The following is a 17,500-nucleotide window of genomic DNA, read 5'->3' on the forward strand; positions in this document are numbered from 1 at the left end:
TCTTTTTCTTCCCTTACTTTCATACACATATGGATACCGTCTACTTTCGGCATCATAATATCTAATACGACTAGATGCACTTCATTTTCTTCCAGGAGACGTAACCCTTCTTCTCCGTCTCCTGCTTGCAGTACTTTATATCCTTCATTCTTTAAATAGATTGTAATAAGATTCCTAATTTCTTTTTCATCATCTACGACAAGTATTGTTTCATTTGCCACAATATCTCCCCCATTACTTTTTTAATCCCTAACTTCTATTATAGGAAAACTTCTGAAGAAAAACGCTCGGAAATCCTTAAGATTTTCTGAAGACGCAAAAAAGGTCTAGACTCCCCTTAAGTCTAGACCTTTTAAAAACCCCTTTTATTTACGAACGTAGATGAAATATAGTACGAATAAAACTCCCATAACATACATAATCGGATGAACCTCTTTACGACGACCACTCACAACCATTGTAATTGGATAGAAGATAAATCCAATCGCAATCCCAGTTGCGATACTATACGTAAGTGGCATAGAGATAATTGTAAAGAATGCTGGTACTGCAATCTCGAATTTCTTCCAATCAATTTCCCCTAAGGAAGAAACCATCAATATTCCTACAATAATTAAAGCTGGTGCCGTTACAGCTGGCGTTACAACACTTAGTAATGGCGAGAAGAATAGTGCCAGTAAGAAGAATCCTGCTGTTACAACTGCTGTAAATCCAGAACGTCCTCCCGCTGCTACTCCTGCAGACGATTCAATGTAAGACGTTGTTGTTGATGTACCCAAGATCGCACCAATTACAGTTGCAATCGCATCTGCAAATAACGCTTTTCCTGCACGTGGTAATTTATTGTTCTTCATTAATCCTGCTTGATTCGCAACCGCTACAAGCGTACCTGCTGTATCAAAGAAATCGATAAAGAAGAACGTTATAATAACAATCCCCATTTGAACTGTAAAAATATCTCCGAAGTGCGTTAACGCCACGCCGAACGTTGGTTCTAGACTCGGTATTGCTCCCACTACAGCTTTCGGAGTATCTATCAATCCTGTTGCTACTCCTAAGATTGCCGTAAGAATCATACCGTAAAACACTGCACCATTAACTTTCTTAATCATGAAGATGATTGTAGTAACAACCCCGAAGATTGCTAGTAACGTTGTGCCCTTTGTTAAATCCCCCAACCCAACAAGGACAGCATCATTTTTCACGATAATTCCAGCATTTTGGAATCCAAGGAAAGCAATGAATAATCCGATACCTGCCGCTACTGCGAACTTTAACTCTGATGGAATTGCATTAATGATTTTTTCACGAATACCTGAAGCAGTAAGAATAATAAAGATAATACCTGACATTAATGTTCCGGCAATCGCTGTTTGCCACGGAATCCCCATCGTTAACACTGCCGTATAAGCAAAGAACGCGTTAATTCCCATACCTGGTGCTAAAGCAATTGGATACTTCGCGAAAATACCCATAATTAACGAACCGATTGCTGCTGCTAATGCTGTAGCAACGAATACTGCACCTGGATCCATTCCTGTACCTGCCGGTAACCCTTTAACATTTCCAAGTGACAGCGTAGCAGGATTGACAAATAGTACATAAGCCATAGATAAAAATGTCGTTAAACCTGCTATGAACTCTGTTTTATAATTTGTGCCGAGTTCATCAAACTGAAAATAGCGTTTCATCTTACGTTTCCCCCGTTATATGATTACTCGCCGTAATCTCCCTAGCCCTCTTTTATCTATTAAAAATAAAAAAGGCTTCCATTGCATATACATGGAAGCGTTCTATGAATAAAGACAAGTTTCCCCTCATCTTTATCTAAACGCCTCGTAGTCAAGCCATTTACGGTAGCTAGGTAGAAACTTTCGGGCCATATCCCCGATATTATACGACGGCATAATATTCACTTTTCGTTTGAATTACATACTCATATTAACTCGCATAAGCGCTTTTGTCAATTTAAAAACGAACATTTTTATATTTTTTTATAATTTCGTTCGTATTAAACACATAAATAAAAAGATCCATCTACGCCTAAGCAATAGATGGATCTTTTTTACTATAATACTATTCCCACTCAATAGTTGCTGGTGGCTTACTCGTTACATCATACACGATACGGTTAACGTGTTTTACTTCGTTTACGATACGTACAGAAATTTTCTCTAATACGTCCCAAGGGATACGTGCCCAGTCAGCTGTCATACCGTCGATAGACGTTACTGCACGGATACCTACTGTGTAATCGTAAGTACGCTCGTCACCCATAACACCTACGCTGCGCATACCAGGAAGCGCAGTGAAGTATTGCCAGATTTCGCGGTCTAAGCCCGCTTTTATAATTTCTTCACGTAAAATCGCATCAGATTCACGAACGATTTCTAATTTCTCTTCTGTGATTTCACCTAATACACGAATACCAAGACCAGGGCCTGGGAATGGTTGACGCCATACGATTTCATCAGGAATTCCTAGTTCTGATCCTAATACACGTACTTCATCTTTAAATAACGTGTTTAAAGGCTCAATTAATTTGAACTGCATGTCTTCTGGAAGACCACCAACATTATGGTGAGATTTAATGGTTTGTGCAGTTGCTGTACCACTTTCAACGATGTCTGTGTAAAGTGTACCTTGTGCTAGGAAGTCCATACCTTGTAATTTAGAAGCTTCATCATCAAATACGTAAATGAATTCATTACCGATGATTTTACGTTTTTGTTCTGGATCTTCTACACCTTTTAACTTGTTCATGAAACGTTCTTGTGCATCCACTTTAATAACGTTCATGTGGAAGCCTTCGCTGAATGTTTTCATAACGCCTTCCGCTTCACCTTTACGAAGTAAACCATGGTCAACGAAAATACATGTTAATTGGTCGCCGATTGCTTTATGAATTAATACTGCTACAACAGAAGAGTCTACACCGCCGCTAAGTGCGCATAGTACTTTTTTGTCTCCAACAGTTTCACGGATTTTTTCTAATTCTACTTCGATAAAGTTCTCCATGTTCCATCCTTCAGAACAGCCACATGCGCCGAATACGAAGTTTTTAATTAAATCGTTACCGTGCTCAGAGTGACGTACTTCTGGGTGGAATTGTACACCGTATAAGTTTTGCTCTTCATTGCTCATACCAGCAATTGGACAAGACTCACTTGTTGCATCTACTACGAATCCTTCAGGTAAACCAGTTACTAAGTCACCATGACTCATCCATACAACTTGCTCTTCTGGAAGATTCGCATATAATTTTGATTCGTTCTCTACTTTCAGAACAGCTTTTCCGTACTCACGGTGATTCGCACGCTCTACTTTACCACCAAAGTGTTGCGTCATAAGCTGCATACCGTAACAAATTCCGAAGATCGGTAATCCTAGTTCAAAGATTTTTTCATCACAATGTAATGCACCTTCACCGTATACACTATTTGGTCCACCAGAGAAGATAATCCCTTTTGGATTCATTGCTTTAATTTCTTCTGCAGTAATTGTATGTGGATGAAGTTCACTGTATACACCGAACTCACGAATTCGACGTGCTATTAACTGATTGTATTGACTCCCAAAATCTAAAACGATAATTGTATCGTGCTGCTTCTTCAAAATAATCACCCCAACGTTAGTTCTCGTATATAAATATTTTCACCAATTTGGCGAAAAGCATTACTAATATAATAAAAAAAGCCAGTCCTCCGCCTCTAGTCTCATAACAAAGAAAAGGCAGGGGTCTGGCTTTATAAAGAAAGATAGTCTCCGCTCTTTATAAATATAAGACACACTGCCTTCATAGTCAGGTCGTTTACGGTAACCCGGTAGAGACTCTCAAACCTTATCTTTGAGGATATATGAAGGATCGTTTTATATTATCTTCCTAGATTCTAACAATGAAGTATCTATATGGTCAAGAGAGAAAGCGACAAAATTCTACAGAAATTCATTTCCTTTGCTAAAAAACATAAAAAAACATCATTCCGCCCATGTCAGGCATTGCTGGTGCATTTGGTTCTGGCTTGTCGGCTACTATAGCTAAAGTTGTTAGTTTAGCTATGTATATATTTTAAGAAGCAGTACTACTTCTTAGCTTGAAAATTATATTTCAAGTGAAAAATAGTGGTTAATAGTTGTAAAGTTGTATCATCAGTTTCTTCCTATTTATGTTTACCTATCCGTATAAAAATTTTTAATACATTATGACTTATGTATGTACTGAAAACCGTAACCAGCTTCTTTAAGAATTTCATCAACCTGTTCTAGCTCTTACGCTGACATAAATACACCTCAAATAAGAGGGTTAATAGACATTATAAAAGCCTATGCAAGTTATACATAAGCTTTTTGTTATTCATAATTAGCTGTTTCTCAAACCCTAAGCCTTAAAGCAATTATTAATAAGATTAAATATAATAGTCAGGGTTTTCGTCCATTTTAATTAAAAATTCTTCTAAAGAATCCGCTATTTTCTCATCCTCAGAGTAAATAGGACATTGGCCTAATTCATTTTCCTCTTTAAATTTAATTGTTAAAAAACTAATTTCCGTAATTTCGAAAAATACCAATGATTCTTCATCATCTGTATCATCCAAGTTTGGATTATGTTCATAAATATCCTGTCTTAAACGAAAATCTGCAACTGAAATCGGGTCCATAAATCTATTGATTAAATTTCTATTGGTACTTAAAAATCCATAACCAATTTCCTCAAAGAAATGTTTTAGTTCTTTAGGGAACTGTATTTTTAACAAATCCCCTGCTTCTGCTATCTCTTCTTTTGGCAAAGGGTAAAAAATAGGGGTTTGATTAGATTTAATACTTTCGTCTGCTACAATATGTTTTTTCAAAAAGTTAAACATAGCGTTAATACCTCCGTATTAAAGAAGGACTCTTTTTCAATGCTTCCTCAAGCATTGTAATGAAATCATTATATGTTTTCATTACTGTGCCAGATGGTTTATCAAATTCTAGATAAGTACCGTCTGATAAGTTTCTGCTAAAAAACTTCTTACTAAGAGTATTTATTCACTTTTAGTATAGGTATTATATTTGGGTATAGACCAAGTTATATCTACACTATCTCCATCTTATAAGTGTCTAGTTAATGCAAACCATTATTTCAACTTCTATCAGTTATTTTAGGACTTTCTTTTACATGTCCACTTTTGAATCCCATACCTCTACAAATTCAAAACCTTTTAAATCACTTTCTAAAACTGCACTTCTCAACTCATCTGATACAAAAACAGAAGGAATATGTAATATTTCATTTAAGTAAACTTTAAATATTGTTTGGTTCTTAACCATATTAGATAAGAATGCGTATTTTTTGAAGTCTATTACTAAACCAGAGCGTAATTTCTTTAGTATAGCTTTTTCATAATCAATAGCATCTATTGCATTTAAAACGTTAATTATATAATAGACTTCGCCCGTCACATCATGAATTAGGGGAAGAAATTCTACATTATCACCCAGCATAGATTCTAAGAATTTTTTAGCTTTCTCACTAACCATTGGTGTACCAACTTCTCCCCAAAAATGAGGGGAATCACTTTGATTTCCTTCTTCTACACATTTAATACGTATTTCTCCCCATGAATCAGATGCTTTTGCTGCCGAGTCAATTTTTCCTTCAAAATATTTTTTAGAATCTCCTTCTAAATTCAATAGCTGAAAGGATTCATAGTCATCAAATGAACTCTTTAATTCCCAAATTTTCATTTTTACTCTCCTTTGCTATTTTTCTAGTATAAATAAGATTACTCTTTCTTCGATTTATTTAATTTTAATTCACCATTCAATAAACGTTCTCTTATATCATGTAAAGATTCAACAATATCTTCCTGGGTACCGCCTCGTTTCTTAATAAGACTTCATACCCTCTCTACTTCAAGTATGTACTCTGAACTATGATTGCCTATGTGTAAGACTTCAGTAACCACGTATTCATTCACTTTATAAGATAAAAATACTCCGTTAGCCGCCGAATCATGGTCTATCCTAAATTCCTTTAATATTTTTGTGCCTTTTCTGCCCTACTGTCGTTCCAAGGCGTTAGATGATGCGCTGCATCCTTAAGTTCTTCACGTAATACTTTAGATGCTGTATACGAATCGTGATAATCATTTTTTACATCTACTCTATCCAGAACTTTATCCGCATACTCTTTTATTAGTTCCTGCACATCCTTAATTCTACTTCTTCAACATTCAAAATGTCATTATCGTGACAGTAATCAATAAAACCACCTAAGAGAACCTTATAATTTTGAATATTTACCTCCGTTGTATTCCTAAACTTACGGTCTTCCAGAAATTCTTGGTATGCAAAATTTAACAACACAAAAAAGACTACCTCCTTTTACCAAGGAAGTAGCCTTCTAATTATTTATTTATACATTGCACAGCTTCACAGAGTGATGCTTATTACATCATTCCGCCCATACCGCCCATGCCCATGCCGCCCATGTCAGGCATTGCTGGTGCATTTGGTTCTGGCTTGTCAGCTACTACAGCTTCAGTTGTTAAGAACATAGCTGCAACAGATGCTGCGTTTTGAAGTGCAGAGCGAGTTACTTTAGCTGGATCTACGATACCAGTTTCAAGCATGTTAACCCACTCACCAGTAGCTGCGTTGAAACCAACGCCTACTTTTTCGCCTTTTAGACGCTCTACAACTACAGATCCTTCTAGACCAGCGTTGATTGCGATTTGACGAACTGGCTCTTCTAATGCACGAAGTACGATGTTGATACCTGTTGCTTCGTCGCCTTCAGCTACGATAGAAGCTACTTTCGTGTATACGTTCATAAGTGAAGTACCACCACCTGCAACGATACCTTCTTCTACTGCTGCACGAGTTGAGTTAAGTGCATCTTCAATGCGAAGTTTGCGCTCTTTTAACTCAGTTTCAGTTGCTGCACCTACTTTAATTACCGCTACGCCACCTGCAAGTTTTGCAAGGCGCTCTTGTAATTTTTCACGATCGAATTCAGAAGTAGTTTCTTCTAATTGCGCGCGGATTTGACCGATGCGAGCTTCGATTTGTTGTGAATTCCCAATACCTTCAACTACAGTTGTGTTTTCTTTCGTTACAACAATTTTACCAGCGCGTCCTAAAGATTCAACTGTAGCAGATTTTAAGTCACGACCTAATTCTTCAGTGATTACTTCGCCACCAGTTAAGATTGCGATATCTTCTAGCATTGCTTTACGACGGTCACCAAATCCAGGAGCTTTAACAGCTACTACATTGAATGTACCACGAAGTTTGTTCACTACTAATGTAGCTAATGCTTCACCTTCTACATCTTCAGCAATGATAAGAAGTGGTTTACCTTGTTGTACCACTTGCTCTAATACTGGTAAGATTTCTTGGATGTTAGAAATCTTCTTATCAGTAATTAAGATGTATGGGTTATCAAGAACTGCTTCCATTTTGTCAGAATCAGTAATCATGTAAGGAGATGCATATCCACGATCAAATTGCATACCTTCTACTACGTCTAATTCTGTTGTAAATCCTTTAGATTCTTCTAAAGTAATAACGCCGTCGTTACCAACGCGCTCCATTGCTTCAGCGATTAATTGACCAACTTCTTCGTCAGCCGCAGAAATAGCAGCTACTTGTGCGATAGAAGATTTACCTTCGATCGGTTTAGAAATTGTTTTTAATTCTGCAATTGCAGCAGTAACAGCTTTTTCGATACCTTTACGAAGACCCATTGGGTTTGCACCAGCTGTTACGTTTTTAAGACCTTCACGAATCATAGCTTGCGCTAATACAGTTGCAGTTGTTGTTCCGTCACCAGCTACATCATTTGTTTTGCTAGCAACTTCTGCTACTAATTTTGCACCCATGTTTTCGAATGCATCTTCTAATTCGATTTCTTTTGCGATTGTTACACCGTCATTTGTAATAAGTGGTGAACCGAATTTCTTCTCAAGTACAACGTTACGACCTTTTGGTCCCAGCGTTACTTTTACTGCGTTTGCAAGAGTGTCGACACCGCGAAGCATCGAACGACGTGCTTCTTCACTAAATTTAATATCTTTTGCCATAATAATTGACCCCCTTGGATTTTTTAAGATTTATATAATTAACCGATAACTGCTAAAATGTCACTTTCACGTAAAATCAAGTAGTCTGTACCTTCGTATTTCACTTCAGTACCTGCATATTTTGAGAAGATGATAAGATCACCTGCTGCTACCTCTAAAGCAACACGCTCACCATTTTCAAGCACTCGACCAGTACCTACTGCAATAACTTTACCCTCTTGTGGTTTTTCTTTTGCAGTGTCTGGTAATACAATACCACTTGCTGTTTTTTCTTCTGCTTGAACAAGCTCAATTACAACGCGATCACCTAATGGCTTTAGCATGAACAATAACCTCCTCATTTTGTTATGTAAATTTTATTTATTAGCACTCAACTCACCCGAGTGCTAACACACTTATAATAATAAATAATCTCAATTTCTTTTGCAAGTAAAAAAATCATAATTTTTTCGCAAATTAAGCTATACACTTTTCTATATAGAGTCCCTCTTCTTCTACCTTTACTATATGAATCGTTGTTTCCACTACTCGTATGTTACAATATGAAAGGACACCCTAAGTTGTTTTCGCTATACACACAACTTTCTCCTGTCTTCTATTATCATTTCAAATAAGGATTTACGAAAAAAACATAATTTAAGTGAGGTTTATATCGTAGGTAGCATACTTACATGTTATCCTACCTTATCTCATACACTAGAGTTAGAAAGGATGGTTAAACCATTTGAAAAAACAATATTGGTGGGTTATCGTTACATACATTTTAATGCAGTTATCATCCATTGCTGGATTACCACTTCTGCTGAAAACTGGACTTTATGATAACAGGGGATTTACTAGAGAAGAGAAATTTCAACTCATAACTGGACACTGGGCAATCATTAGCTTCTTTATTGCATTATGTATCGTACTTTGGTTACTTAAAGCTGATATTCGCGACAGACATTTAGATACAAAGCGCTCTACTGTTCCAGCTACGATTGGTTGGATTTTTATCGGATTCTTCTTAGCATTTTTCTCGCAAAGTATTGCCGGTATGATCGAAATGTATGTATTAGGTATTAAACCTGGATCTGAAAATACAGCGAGACTTATGGATATCGCAAGAACGACACCTTGGTTCCTTATCGTTATATCTATAATAGGACCTATTTTGGAAGAAATCGTATTTAGAAAAATTTTATTTGGTACACTGTATAAGAAGTTTAATTTCTTTATTGCTGCTATCATTAGTTCTCTCGTATTCGCAGCAATTCATTTTGATTTTACTCACTTATTGGTATACACTGCTATGGGGCTCGTATTCGCCTTTTTATATGTAAAAACGAAGCGCATTATCGTTCCAATTGCAGCCCATGTTGCAATGAATACATTAGTTGCAATTGCTCAAGTTTTAGTGAGTAATGAACAAATTCAAGAAATGATTAAAGAAGCTGAAAAAATGCAAGGCTTTATCGGAGGATTTTTAGTATGAGAAACTCGCCATTATTCATGGCTGCATTGTACTTCCTTCTTGGATGTATCTTTACACGCTTCGCCATTACGAACGTAACAGATACAATCTGGAATATGTGGACAATACTATTTGCAGTTATGGCAACAATTGATTTTAATTTGGCACTTCGCCTTATCTTAGTTAAATTCACAAAGAAAAAATAATAATAAAACGCAGAGGTCGCTTCCTCTGCGTTTTATTGTGGATAATTCTTCAAAAAGTAAACAAGTGTTTGTAATTCTACTGCTAAATCAATATGATGAATTCTTATATTGTCTGACACATTTAAGCGCGCTGGTGTGAAATTTAAAATACCATGCACGTTCGTTTCCGCTAATCTATCTGCTACAGATTGTGCTACTGTAGCGGGTACTGTTAATATTGCCACTTGTATATCAGTTGATAAACGTTCTTCTAATTCATCTAAATGATATACAGGAATGCCCCCGATTTCTGTTCCGACTTTCTCTTCACTAACGTCAAACGCCATTTCAATTTTTGTATTATTGTTTTTCGTGAAATTATAATGTAAGAAAGCGGTCCCTAAATTACCTACTCCAATAAGTGCTACACGTGTTATATCATCTTGGTCGAGTGTTTCACGGAAAAATGATAATAAATAATTTACGTTATATCCATAACCCTTTTTCCCTAACGCTCCAAAATATGAAAAATCTCTTCGAATCGTTGCGGAATCAACCTTTACCGCTTCGCTCAATTCAGCTGATGAAACACGTTGCTTACCAGAAAGAGATAAGTTTTGGATAAATCGATAGTATAGAGGCAATCGTTTGGCAGTGGCCTGTGGAATTTTGTGCTGATCCATATAACCTCTCCTCTCTTCCTATCTTTATTCATATGCTTGAATCAAATACAGAAGTTTAGCACTCATGAATTTCCCTGTATAATAAAGAAAAGAAGTATTCTCTCTTTATTTTAAACTATACACTATTTTTAGTATGATTGAGAAATATAAACATGGCAAAGTTAAGAAATTATTTGAGGTGAAAACATTGATTTTATTACAAGTAAACGCGCTTTCGAAATTATACGGTGCAGAAACGATTCTTGCAAACATAAAATTGGAAGTTCAAACGAAAGATCGTATCGCATTAGTCGGACGAAATGGAGCCGGAAAATCTACATTATTAAAAATAATAGCTGGTGAGCTATCCCATGATGGTGGCGAAATTATAAAACCGAAAGATGTCTCCATCGGATATTTAGCTCAAAATACCGGGTTAGAAACATCTTTAACAATTTGGGATGAAATGTTAACTGTCTTTACACACTTGCAGCAAATGGAGACAAAACTTCGAAGGCTAGAGCAAGAGATGGGAAAAGAAGAAAACTTTTCAAACGAGGCTATATATGAAAGATTATTAGCTGATTACGATCAATTACAATTAGATTATAAAGATCAAGGTGGCTATCAGTACGAAGCAGATATTCGTTCGATTTTAAGCGGGCTTGGCTTCCCAGTTGAAACGCATCAGACGACGATTTCTACATTAAGCGGTGGACAAAAAACACGATTGGCTCTCGGTAAATTATTATTAACGAAACCGGACTTACTTATTTTGGACGAGCCTACAAACCATTTAGATATCGAAACATTAACATGGCTTGAACAATATTTACAAGGCTATCCTGGCGCAATACTAATCGTTTCCCATGACCGTTATTTCTTAGATAAACTCGTTACACAAGTATATGAAATTTCGAATAAAGAGAGCAGACGATTTGTTGGTAACTACAGTAAATATTTAGATTTAAAATCAGCGCTATACGAGCAAGAAATGAAACGTTATGAAAAGCAACAGGATGAAATTGCTAAGCTTGAGGACTTCGTTCAAAAAAATATAGCTCGTGCATCTACGACAAAACGTGCGCAAAGCCGTCGTAAACAATTAGACCGAATGGAATTATTAACAAGACCATTAGGTGATTCTAAGTCAGCATCCTTCCACTTCGATATTGAAAAACAAAGCGGAAATGATGTTTTACAAGTAAAGGATGCAACCATCGGCTATGATGAGGATCCGATTATTGAACATGTAACAATGCGCTTAACTCGCGGGGATAGTGTTGCTTTAGTTGGACCGAACGGAATCGGGAAATCCACATTGTTAAAATCACTTGTGAATAAGTTACCTCTACTAAATGGTGATGTTTCTTTCGGATCCAATGTCTCTGTTGGCTATTATGATCAAGAACAAGCTAACTTAACATCTTCTAAGCGAGTTTTAAATGAATTATGGGATGAATATCCATTGCAGCCTGAAAAAGAAATTCGCACGATACTAGGTAACTTCTTATTCACAGGAGATGATGTATTAAAGCCCGTATCTTCTCTTAGTGGTGGACAAAAAGCTCGATTAGCTCTTGCAAAACTTATGATGCAAAAATCGAATTTATTAATTCTCGATGAGCCTACGAACCATCTCGATTTAAATAGTAAAGAGATTTTGGAGAATGCTTTAATTGATTACCCAGGAACTCTTCTATTCGTATCACATGACCGCTACTTTATTAATCGTGTAACGACAACTGTTATTGAGTTATCAACAGAAGGTGCACAGGAATATCTAGGGGATTACGATTACTACGTTGAAAAGAAGAATGAGATGATCGAACGTGCAGAATTTGAACAACAAGAACAGCAAGAAAATCAGGCACCTGTTCAAAAAACTGTAGCTCAAGAAAAATTAAATTATCTCGAAGAAAAAGAGCGTAAACAATTAGAGCGTCAACGCACTCGGAAAATTGAGGAACTAGAACAAAACATCATAGAATTTGAAGAAGAAATTGCTACGTTAGAAGATCAACTTTGCTTACCAGAAATATATGCAGATTATGAAAAGGCTAGTGAAATTACAACGAAAAAGCAAACACTACAAGAGCAACTGGAAGCTTGTATGGCAGAATGGGAAGAATTGCATTTATAAAAGTATTGATAAAGAGGATGTCTCATAAGTCGGGATTTTTGACTATGCGACATCCTTTTTATCTTCTAGTTGGAATCAACGTCATATTGTCAAAACGATTTTTTAAACAAATCAACGATTCGACACAAAATATCAATCTGCCGACAAAGTTTGACAATGTTAGCGACATCTATAATTAGAGCATATTTCAAAATGTTTTTTAAGGATATCTTCTTGTTTTTTATTTCCCAAAAAAGAATACATTTAAAGGTCAGACTTCATCTACTTTATCCACAAGTTTATGCACATATCCACCTTTATAAAATAAACCTCAAAATTACTTTTCCACATTATCCACAATCAACGAAAAAGTTATCAACATTTTATATACACAACAAAACCCACATTATCAACAGATAATATGGGTTTTATCCACAGGCTGTGGTTAATTTTGTGCATAACTATGCTTCAATATCTAATCCTGGATTTGCATTTAAAGCTAATGTAGCACGTTTTCCTTGTTCATATGCAATTGTACCTGCCGCTGCAATCATTGCCGCATTATCGGTACATAAAGATAGCGGAGGAATAATTAGCTCAATATTTTCTTTTGGCGCAAATTCTGCTTCCAAACGTGCGCGAAGTCCTTTATTCGCAGCTACTCCACCCGCAAGAAGCAGTTGCTTTACACTATACGCTTCTGCTGCACGAGATGCTTTCGTTACAAGCACATCTATTACACTCTCTTGGAAACTTGCTGCTAAATCTTCCGGTGCAATTTCTATCCCACGTTGTTTTGCGTTATGCACAGTGTTGATAACTGCGGATTTCAATCCACTGAAACTGAAATCATACGAATCAGGTTCTAGCCATGCACGAGGCAAATCAATTGTCGGCTTTCCTTCATGCGCAAGGCGATCAATATGAGGACCACCTGGATATGGCATAGATAACGTACGAGCTACTTTATCATATGCCTCTCCAGCTGCATCATCTCTTGTTTCACCAATTACTTCGAATGAACCATGTTCTTTCATATAAACAAGCTCTGTATGCCCACCAGATACAACAAGTGATAGTAGTGGGAATTGAACTTCTTTTACTAAACGGTTCGCATAAATGTGACCAGCAATATGATGAACACCCACTAGAGGAATATCATGTGCAAAAGCCACTGCTTTCGCTGCATTTACCCCTATTAAAAGTGCCCCTACTAAACCAGGTCCTTCTGTTACAGCAATTGCATCAATATCATCAAATGTGATATTTGCTTCTTTTAAAGCTTCTTCTAACACAACTGTAATTTCTTCTACATGATGACGAGATGCAATCTCTGGTACAACCCCGCCAAAACGTTTATGACTTTCAATTTGTGATGCAACGACATTCGCAATAATTTCCGTTCCATTTTTAACAACTGCTACTGCTGTTTCATCGCAACTTGTTTCAATACCAAGTATAATCGTATTTTTTCCCATTATATATTCACCCACATTACGAGACCATCTTCCTGATTGTCTGCATAGTATCGTTTACGAATTCCACCATTTTGAAATCCGTATTTTTTGTATAACTGTTTTGCTACTTCATTTGATACACGTACTTCAAGTGTCATCGTTTTTACCCCTAGGTCTTTCGCTTCGGAAATAACTTCTTTCAATAAAGCATCTCCTAGCTTTTGACCTCTGTATTCTGGCAAAATAGCTATATTTGTTATATGTGATTCATCAATAATTATCCACAATCCACAATATCCAACTACACGGCCATCTTTTTCTAGCACAACATAATGTGCATGTTCATTCATCGTTAACTCACGGTGAAAGGCATCTGCAGTCCAAGGAGTTGAAAAAGATGCTTCTTCAATAGCTACAATTTGAGCGATATCATCAAGTTCCATCTTTCTAAATATCATATCCATCTTCTCCAAGCTCCTACTTGTTTTGACTTTCTAACCACTTTGTTTCAGCTTCAGCTAAACGAAGATAACTAGGAACAAATGAATGTACATCTTGTTCTTCTTTTTGTAATCCTAAGAATGCTAACTCACTTGGTCTTGGGTTATTTTTAGTGAAAGGAGCAAATACAGCTTGATCGCCTAAATGTTCGATAATTGTTTCTTTGTGTAGTTTAACATCATTACCAATAAATAAAACAGGCTTTCCTTTATCTTTTAACATTTGCAACCAGTCTACAATAAGGATGATTCGGTCTTCTTCTATAGAAGTTAAATGCTCTCCTTCATATGTATATAAGCCCGTATAAATTTGTCCACGTCTTCCATCGAATAAAGGACAGATTAATCCATCAAAATTAGCACCGTTTGCAGCCACTACTTCTAAACTTGATACACCTACAATTGGTATTTGAAGTGACCAAGCTAATGTTTTTGCAGCTGTCACACCTATACGAACACCTGTATATGATCCAGGCCCAGCAGCTACAACAATTTTAGTTAATTCTTTCGGTTTTACACCGCATTCTTTTAACAGTTGTTCTACAGCTGGCATAAGACGTACAGAATGGTTTTTTGTTAAGTTTGTAATGATTTCCCCAATTACGTTTCCTTCCTCAATAAGGGATACACCCATTACGTAATTTGAAGTATCAATTGCTAGTACTTTCATCTTGTAATAGCTCCTCACATAATCTAATATATCGATCTCCAATTGGCTCGAGTACAATTTTTCTTGTGTCATCTCCAGCATGGAATAAACTAATTTGCAACTTCTCATTTGGTAAATAGTCTTCTATTAAATGAGCCCATTCTACTACGGTAATTCCTTCACCGTAGAAATACTCATCAAAACCTAAGTCCTCTTCACTTTCTGCTAAGCGATACACGTCCATATGATATAGCGGTAATCTCCCTTTATATTCTTTAATAATATTAAAGGTAGGACTATTTACAACTCTTTTCACTCCAAGACCTTTTGCTAGTCCTTTTGTAAAAGTTGTCTTACCAGCCCCTAGATCTCCTTCTAGAATAATTACATCTTGTGCCCTGACAAGTTCACCTAGCTTTTCTGATAATCTTTGTGTTTCTTCAGAAGATTTTGTTGTTATTTCATATTTACTCACAGACTTCACCTACTTTACTCACAATGTTCTCTGCTCTTTATTATACAGGTTTTGAATATATAAAAAAGTCCTTAGGAGTTTTCCTAAGGATAGTTTGACTGTCTTTATTAGTTTTTTGTTAAAACAAATAAAAAAATACGAAACAACATGTTTCGTTCTTTTCTTTATATAAAATGGCGGTCCCGACCGGGGTCGAACCGGCGATCTCCTGCGTGACAGGCAGGCATGTTAACCACTACACCACGGGACCATTTGGTTGCGGGGACAGGATTTGAACCTGCGACCTTCGGGTTATGAGCCCGACGAGCTACCGTGCTGCTCCACCCCGCGATGATATAAATAGCTTGGCGACGTCCTACTCTCACAGGGACAAGGTCCCAACTACCATCGGCGCTAGAGAGCTTAACTTCCGTGTTCGGTATGGGAACGGGTGTGACCTCTCTGCCATCATCACCAAACTATTGAAGGCATATTCCTTCAAAACTAGATAACATTCGCTTCATATTATATGGTTAAGTCCTCGATCTATTAGTATTCGTCAGCTCCACATGTCACCATGCTTCCACCTCGAACCTATCAACCTGATCATCTTTCAGGGATCTTACTAGCTTACGCTATGGGAAATCTCATCTTGAGGGGGGCTTCATGCTTAGATGCTTTCAGCACTTATCCCTTCCGCACATAGCTACCCAGCTATGCCCTTGGCAGAACAACTGGTACACCAGCGGTGCGTCCATCCCGGTCCTCTCGTACTAAGGACAGCTCCTCTCAAATTTCCTACGCCCACGACGGATAGGGACCGAACTGTCTCACGACGTTCTGAACCCAGCTCGCGTACCGCTTTAATGGGCGAACAGCCCAACCCTTGGGACCGACTACAGCCCCAGGATGCGATGAGCCGACATCGAGGTGCCAAACCTCCCCGTCGATGTGGACTCTTGGGGGAGATAAGCCTGTTATCCCCGGGGTAGCTTTTATCCGTTGAGCGATGGCCCTTCCATGCGGAACCACCGGATCACTAAGCCCGACTTTCGTCCCTGCTCGACTTGTAGGTCTCGCAGTCAAGCTCCCTTATGCCTTTGCACTCTACGAATGATTTCCAACCATTCTGAGGGAACCTTTGGGCGCCTCCGTTACACTTTAGGAGGCGACCGCCCCAGTCAAACTGCCCACCTGACACTGTCTCCCGGGTCGATAAGACCCGTAGGTTAGAATTTCAATACAGTCAGGGCGGTATCCCACCAGCGCCTCCACCGAAGCTAGCGCTCCGGTTTCAATGGCTCCCGCCTATCCTGTACAAACTGTACCAAAATTCAATATCAGGCTACAGTAAAGCTCCACGGGGTCTTTCCGTCCTGTCGCGGGTAACCTGCATCTTCACAGGTACTATAATTTCACCGAGTCTCTGGTTGAGACAGTGCCCAAATCGTTACACCTTTCGTGCGGGTCGGAACTTACCCGACAAGGAATTTCGCTACCTTAGGACCGTTATAGTTACGGCCGCCGTTTACTGGGGCTTCAGTTCAGAGCTTCGCTTACGCTAACCCCTCTCCTTAACCTTCCAGCACCGGGCAGGTGTCAGCCCCTATACTTCGCCTTACGGCTTCGCAGAGACCTGTGTTTTTGCTAAACAGTCGCTTGGGCCTATTCACTGCGGCTTTCCGTTAAGAAAGCACCCCTTCTCCCGAAGTTACGGGGTCATTTTGCCGAGTTCCTTAACCAGAGTTCTCTCGCACACCTTAGGATTCTCTCCTCGCCTACCTGTGTCGGTTTGCGGTACAGGCACCTTTTATCTCGCTAGAAGCTTTTCTTGGCAGCGGGGAATCAAAGACTTCGCTCCATAAGGAGCTTCCCCATCACAGCTCAGCCTTCACGATAAGCGGATTTGCCTACTTATCAGCCTAACTGCTTGGACGTGCACAACCAATCGC

17 protein-coding genes, 2 tRNA genes, 2 rRNA genes and 2 riboswitches (2 of these 23 only partly in view) are annotated in these 17,500 nt (G+C 38.0%); of the genes, 3 read left to right on the forward strand and 18 right to left on the reverse strand.

Annotated features, from left to right (window positions below; genetic code table 11):
• The 9 genes from QCI44_RS26770 to groES all read right to left on the reverse strand — a co-directional run.
• A protein-coding gene (locus tag QCI44_RS26770) for a response regulator transcription factor (RefSeq protein ID WP_001262950.1) crosses the window boundary here: on the reverse strand, nucleotides 1–221 show its start. Its footprint begins 481 nt before the window's first position; the window shows 221 of its 702 coding nt (coding positions 1–221); its start codon is at nucleotides 219–221; the stop codon falls past the left edge of the window.
• 144 nt (nucleotides 222–365) lie between these two features.
• Entirely contained in the window at nucleotides 366–1,691 is a 1,326-nt protein-coding gene (locus QCI44_RS26775; protein ID WP_000833096.1) for an NCS2 family permease, read from the reverse strand.
• Nucleotides 1,692–1,819: 128 nt separating this feature from the next.
• A riboswitch (purine riboswitch) is annotated at nucleotides 1,820–1,921 on the reverse strand.
• 155 nt (nucleotides 1,922–2,076) lie between these two features.
• Nucleotides 2,077–3,615, reverse strand: coding sequence for a glutamine-hydrolyzing GMP synthase (gene guaA, locus QCI44_RS26780; protein WP_139242467.1), 1,539 nt, complete (start codon nucleotides 3,613–3,615; stop codon nucleotides 2,077–2,079).
• Nucleotides 3,616–3,779: 164 nt separating this feature from the next.
• Nucleotides 3,780–3,881: riboswitch (purine riboswitch) on the reverse strand.
• A 525-nt stretch (nucleotides 3,882–4,406) separates the two neighbouring features.
• Nucleotides 4,407–4,862: an SMI1/KNR4 family protein gene (locus QCI44_RS26785; protein ID WP_016089573.1), complete on the reverse strand. Its 456-nt coding sequence runs from the start codon at nucleotides 4,860–4,862 to the stop codon at nucleotides 4,407–4,409.
• 292 nt (nucleotides 4,863–5,154) lie between these two features.
• The gene (locus QCI44_RS26790; protein WP_016133468.1) at nucleotides 5,155–5,727 is read right to left on the reverse strand and encodes an imm11 family protein; all 573 of its coding nucleotides are present in this window, start codon (nucleotides 5,725–5,727) and stop codon (nucleotides 5,155–5,157) included.
• A gap of 152 nt (nucleotides 5,728–5,879) precedes the next feature.
• Nucleotides 5,880–6,023, reverse strand: coding sequence for an AHH domain-containing protein (locus QCI44_RS26795; RefSeq protein WP_223261066.1), 144 nt, complete (start codon nucleotides 6,021–6,023; stop codon nucleotides 5,880–5,882).
• Complete coding sequence (locus QCI44_RS26800; RefSeq protein ID WP_223261064.1) at nucleotides 6,017–6,190, reverse strand: hypothetical protein; 174 nt, start codon at nucleotides 6,188–6,190, stop codon at nucleotides 6,017–6,019. Before QCI44_RS26800 ends, QCI44_RS26795 begins: the two co-directional genes overlap by 7 nt.
• A 241-nt stretch (nucleotides 6,191–6,431) precedes the next feature.
• Nucleotides 6,432–8,066 carry a chaperonin GroEL gene (groL, locus tag QCI44_RS26805; protein WP_016133466.1) on the reverse strand — a complete coding sequence of 545 codons (1,635 nt, stop codon included), beginning with the start codon at nucleotides 8,064–8,066 and terminating at the stop codon, nucleotides 6,432–6,434.
• 38 nt (nucleotides 8,067–8,104) lie between these two features.
• A complete protein-coding gene (gene groES, locus QCI44_RS26810; RefSeq protein ID WP_000917306.1) occupies nucleotides 8,105–8,389 on the reverse strand; it encodes a co-chaperone GroES in 285 nt (94 codons plus the stop codon).
• Between the two features lie 401 nt (nucleotides 8,390–8,790).
• Here groES and QCI44_RS26815 point away from each other — a divergent pair, with 401 nt between their 5' ends.
• Complete coding sequence (locus QCI44_RS26815; protein WP_016089578.1) at nucleotides 8,791–9,540, forward strand: CPBP family intramembrane glutamic endopeptidase; 750 nt, start codon at nucleotides 8,791–8,793, stop codon at nucleotides 9,538–9,540.
• The gene (locus QCI44_RS26820) at nucleotides 9,537–9,725 is read left to right on the forward strand and encodes a YdiK family protein (protein ID WP_016089579.1); all 189 of its coding nucleotides are present in this window, start codon (nucleotides 9,537–9,539) and stop codon (nucleotides 9,723–9,725) included. The genes QCI44_RS26815 and QCI44_RS26820 overlap by 4 nt, the downstream gene beginning before the upstream one ends.
• Nucleotides 9,726–9,757: 32 nt before the next feature.
• On the opposite strand, the gene QCI44_RS26825 is transcribed toward QCI44_RS26820, so the two are convergent.
• A complete protein-coding gene (locus QCI44_RS26825; RefSeq protein WP_016089580.1) occupies nucleotides 9,758–10,387 on the reverse strand; it encodes a redox-sensing transcriptional repressor Rex in 630 nt (209 codons plus the stop codon).
• Nucleotides 10,388–10,574: 187 nt separating this feature from the next.
• On the opposite strand from QCI44_RS26825, the gene QCI44_RS26830 reads away from it, so the two are divergent.
• Nucleotides 10,575–12,509, forward strand: a complete 1,935-nt coding sequence (locus QCI44_RS26830) for an ABC-F family ATP-binding cassette domain-containing protein (protein WP_218009487.1) — start codon at nucleotides 10,575–10,577, stop codon at nucleotides 12,507–12,509.
• Nucleotides 12,510–12,949: 440 nt separating this feature from the next.
• Here QCI44_RS26830 and tsaD read toward each other — a convergent pair whose 3' ends face one another.
• The 8 genes from tsaD to QCI44_RS26870 form a co-directional block, all read right to left on the reverse strand.
• Nucleotides 12,950–13,966 carry a tRNA (adenosine(37)-N6)-threonylcarbamoyltransferase complex transferase subunit TsaD gene (tsaD, locus tag QCI44_RS26835; protein WP_016089582.1) on the reverse strand — a complete coding sequence of 339 codons (1,017 nt, stop codon included), beginning with the start codon at nucleotides 13,964–13,966 and terminating at the stop codon, nucleotides 12,950–12,952.
• Complete coding sequence (gene rimI, locus QCI44_RS26840) at nucleotides 13,966–14,409, reverse strand: ribosomal protein S18-alanine N-acetyltransferase (RefSeq protein ID WP_016133464.1); 444 nt, start codon at nucleotides 14,407–14,409, stop codon at nucleotides 13,966–13,968. Before rimI ends, tsaD begins: the two co-directional genes overlap by 1 nt.
• A gap of 13 nt (nucleotides 14,410–14,422) precedes the next feature.
• The gene (gene tsaB, locus QCI44_RS26845) at nucleotides 14,423–15,115 is read right to left on the reverse strand and encodes a tRNA (adenosine(37)-N6)-threonylcarbamoyltransferase complex dimerization subunit type 1 TsaB (RefSeq protein WP_016089584.1); all 693 of its coding nucleotides are present in this window, start codon (nucleotides 15,113–15,115) and stop codon (nucleotides 14,423–14,425) included.
• Nucleotides 15,096–15,569 (reverse strand): tRNA (adenosine(37)-N6)-threonylcarbamoyltransferase complex ATPase subunit type 1 TsaE, encoded by a 474-nt coding sequence (tsaE, locus tag QCI44_RS26850; RefSeq protein WP_116363816.1) that lies wholly within the window; start codon nucleotides 15,567–15,569, stop codon nucleotides 15,096–15,098. Before tsaE ends, tsaB begins: the two co-directional genes overlap by 20 nt.
• Before the next feature lie 174 nt (nucleotides 15,570–15,743).
• Nucleotides 15,744–15,819, reverse strand: a tRNA-Asp gene (locus QCI44_RS26855).
• Nucleotides 15,820–15,822: 3 nt separating this feature from the next.
• Nucleotides 15,823–15,899: transfer RNA gene (locus QCI44_RS26860), tRNA-Met, on the reverse strand.
• Between the two features lie 12 nt (nucleotides 15,900–15,911).
• Nucleotides 15,912–16,027: ribosomal RNA gene (gene rrf, locus QCI44_RS26865) — 5S ribosomal RNA — on the reverse strand.
• Nucleotides 16,028–16,077: 50 nt separating this feature from the next.
• Nucleotides 16,078–17,500, reverse strand: a 23S ribosomal RNA gene (locus tag QCI44_RS26870); it runs 1,499 nt beyond the window's last position.

Origin of the sequence: Bacillus cereus group sp. RP37, from assembly GCF_040459695.1 — a bacterium.
Taxonomy (GTDB): Bacteria; Bacillota; Bacilli; order Bacillales; family Bacillaceae_G; genus Bacillus_A.

Coding starts and splice junctions, on each gene's coding strand:
- QCI44_RS26775 (WP_000833096.1), bottom strand. CDS start 1,691: ATGAAACGCTATTTTCAGTTTGATGAACTCGGCACAAATTATAAAACA.
- QCI44_RS26785 (WP_016089573.1), bottom strand. CDS start 4,862: ATGTTTAACTTTTTGAAAAAACATATTGTAGCAGACGAAAGTATTAAA.
- QCI44_RS26790 (WP_016133468.1), bottom strand. CDS start 5,727: ATGAAAATTTGGGAATTAAAGAGTTCATTTGATGACTATGAATCCTTT.
- groL (WP_016133466.1), bottom strand. CDS start 8,066: ATGGCAAAAGATATTAAATTTAGTGAAGAAGCACGTCGTTCGATGCTT.
- groES (WP_000917306.1), bottom strand. CDS start 8,389: ATGCTAAAGCCATTAGGTGATCGCGTTGTAATTGAGCTTGTTCAAGCA.
- QCI44_RS26820 (WP_016089579.1), top strand. CDS start 9,537: ATGAGAAACTCGCCATTATTCATGGCTGCATTGTACTTCCTTCTTGGA.
- QCI44_RS26825 (WP_016089580.1), bottom strand. CDS start 10,387: ATGGATCAGCACAAAATTCCACAGGCCACTGCCAAACGATTGCCTCTA.
- tsaD (WP_016089582.1), bottom strand. CDS start 13,966: ATGGGAAAAAATACGATTATACTTGGTATTGAAACAAGTTGCGATGAA.
- rimI (WP_016133464.1), bottom strand. CDS start 14,409: ATGGATATGATATTTAGAAAGATGGAACTTGATGATATCGCTCAAATT.
- tsaB (WP_016089584.1), bottom strand. CDS start 15,115: ATGAAAGTACTAGCAATTGATACTTCAAATTACGTAATGGGTGTATCC.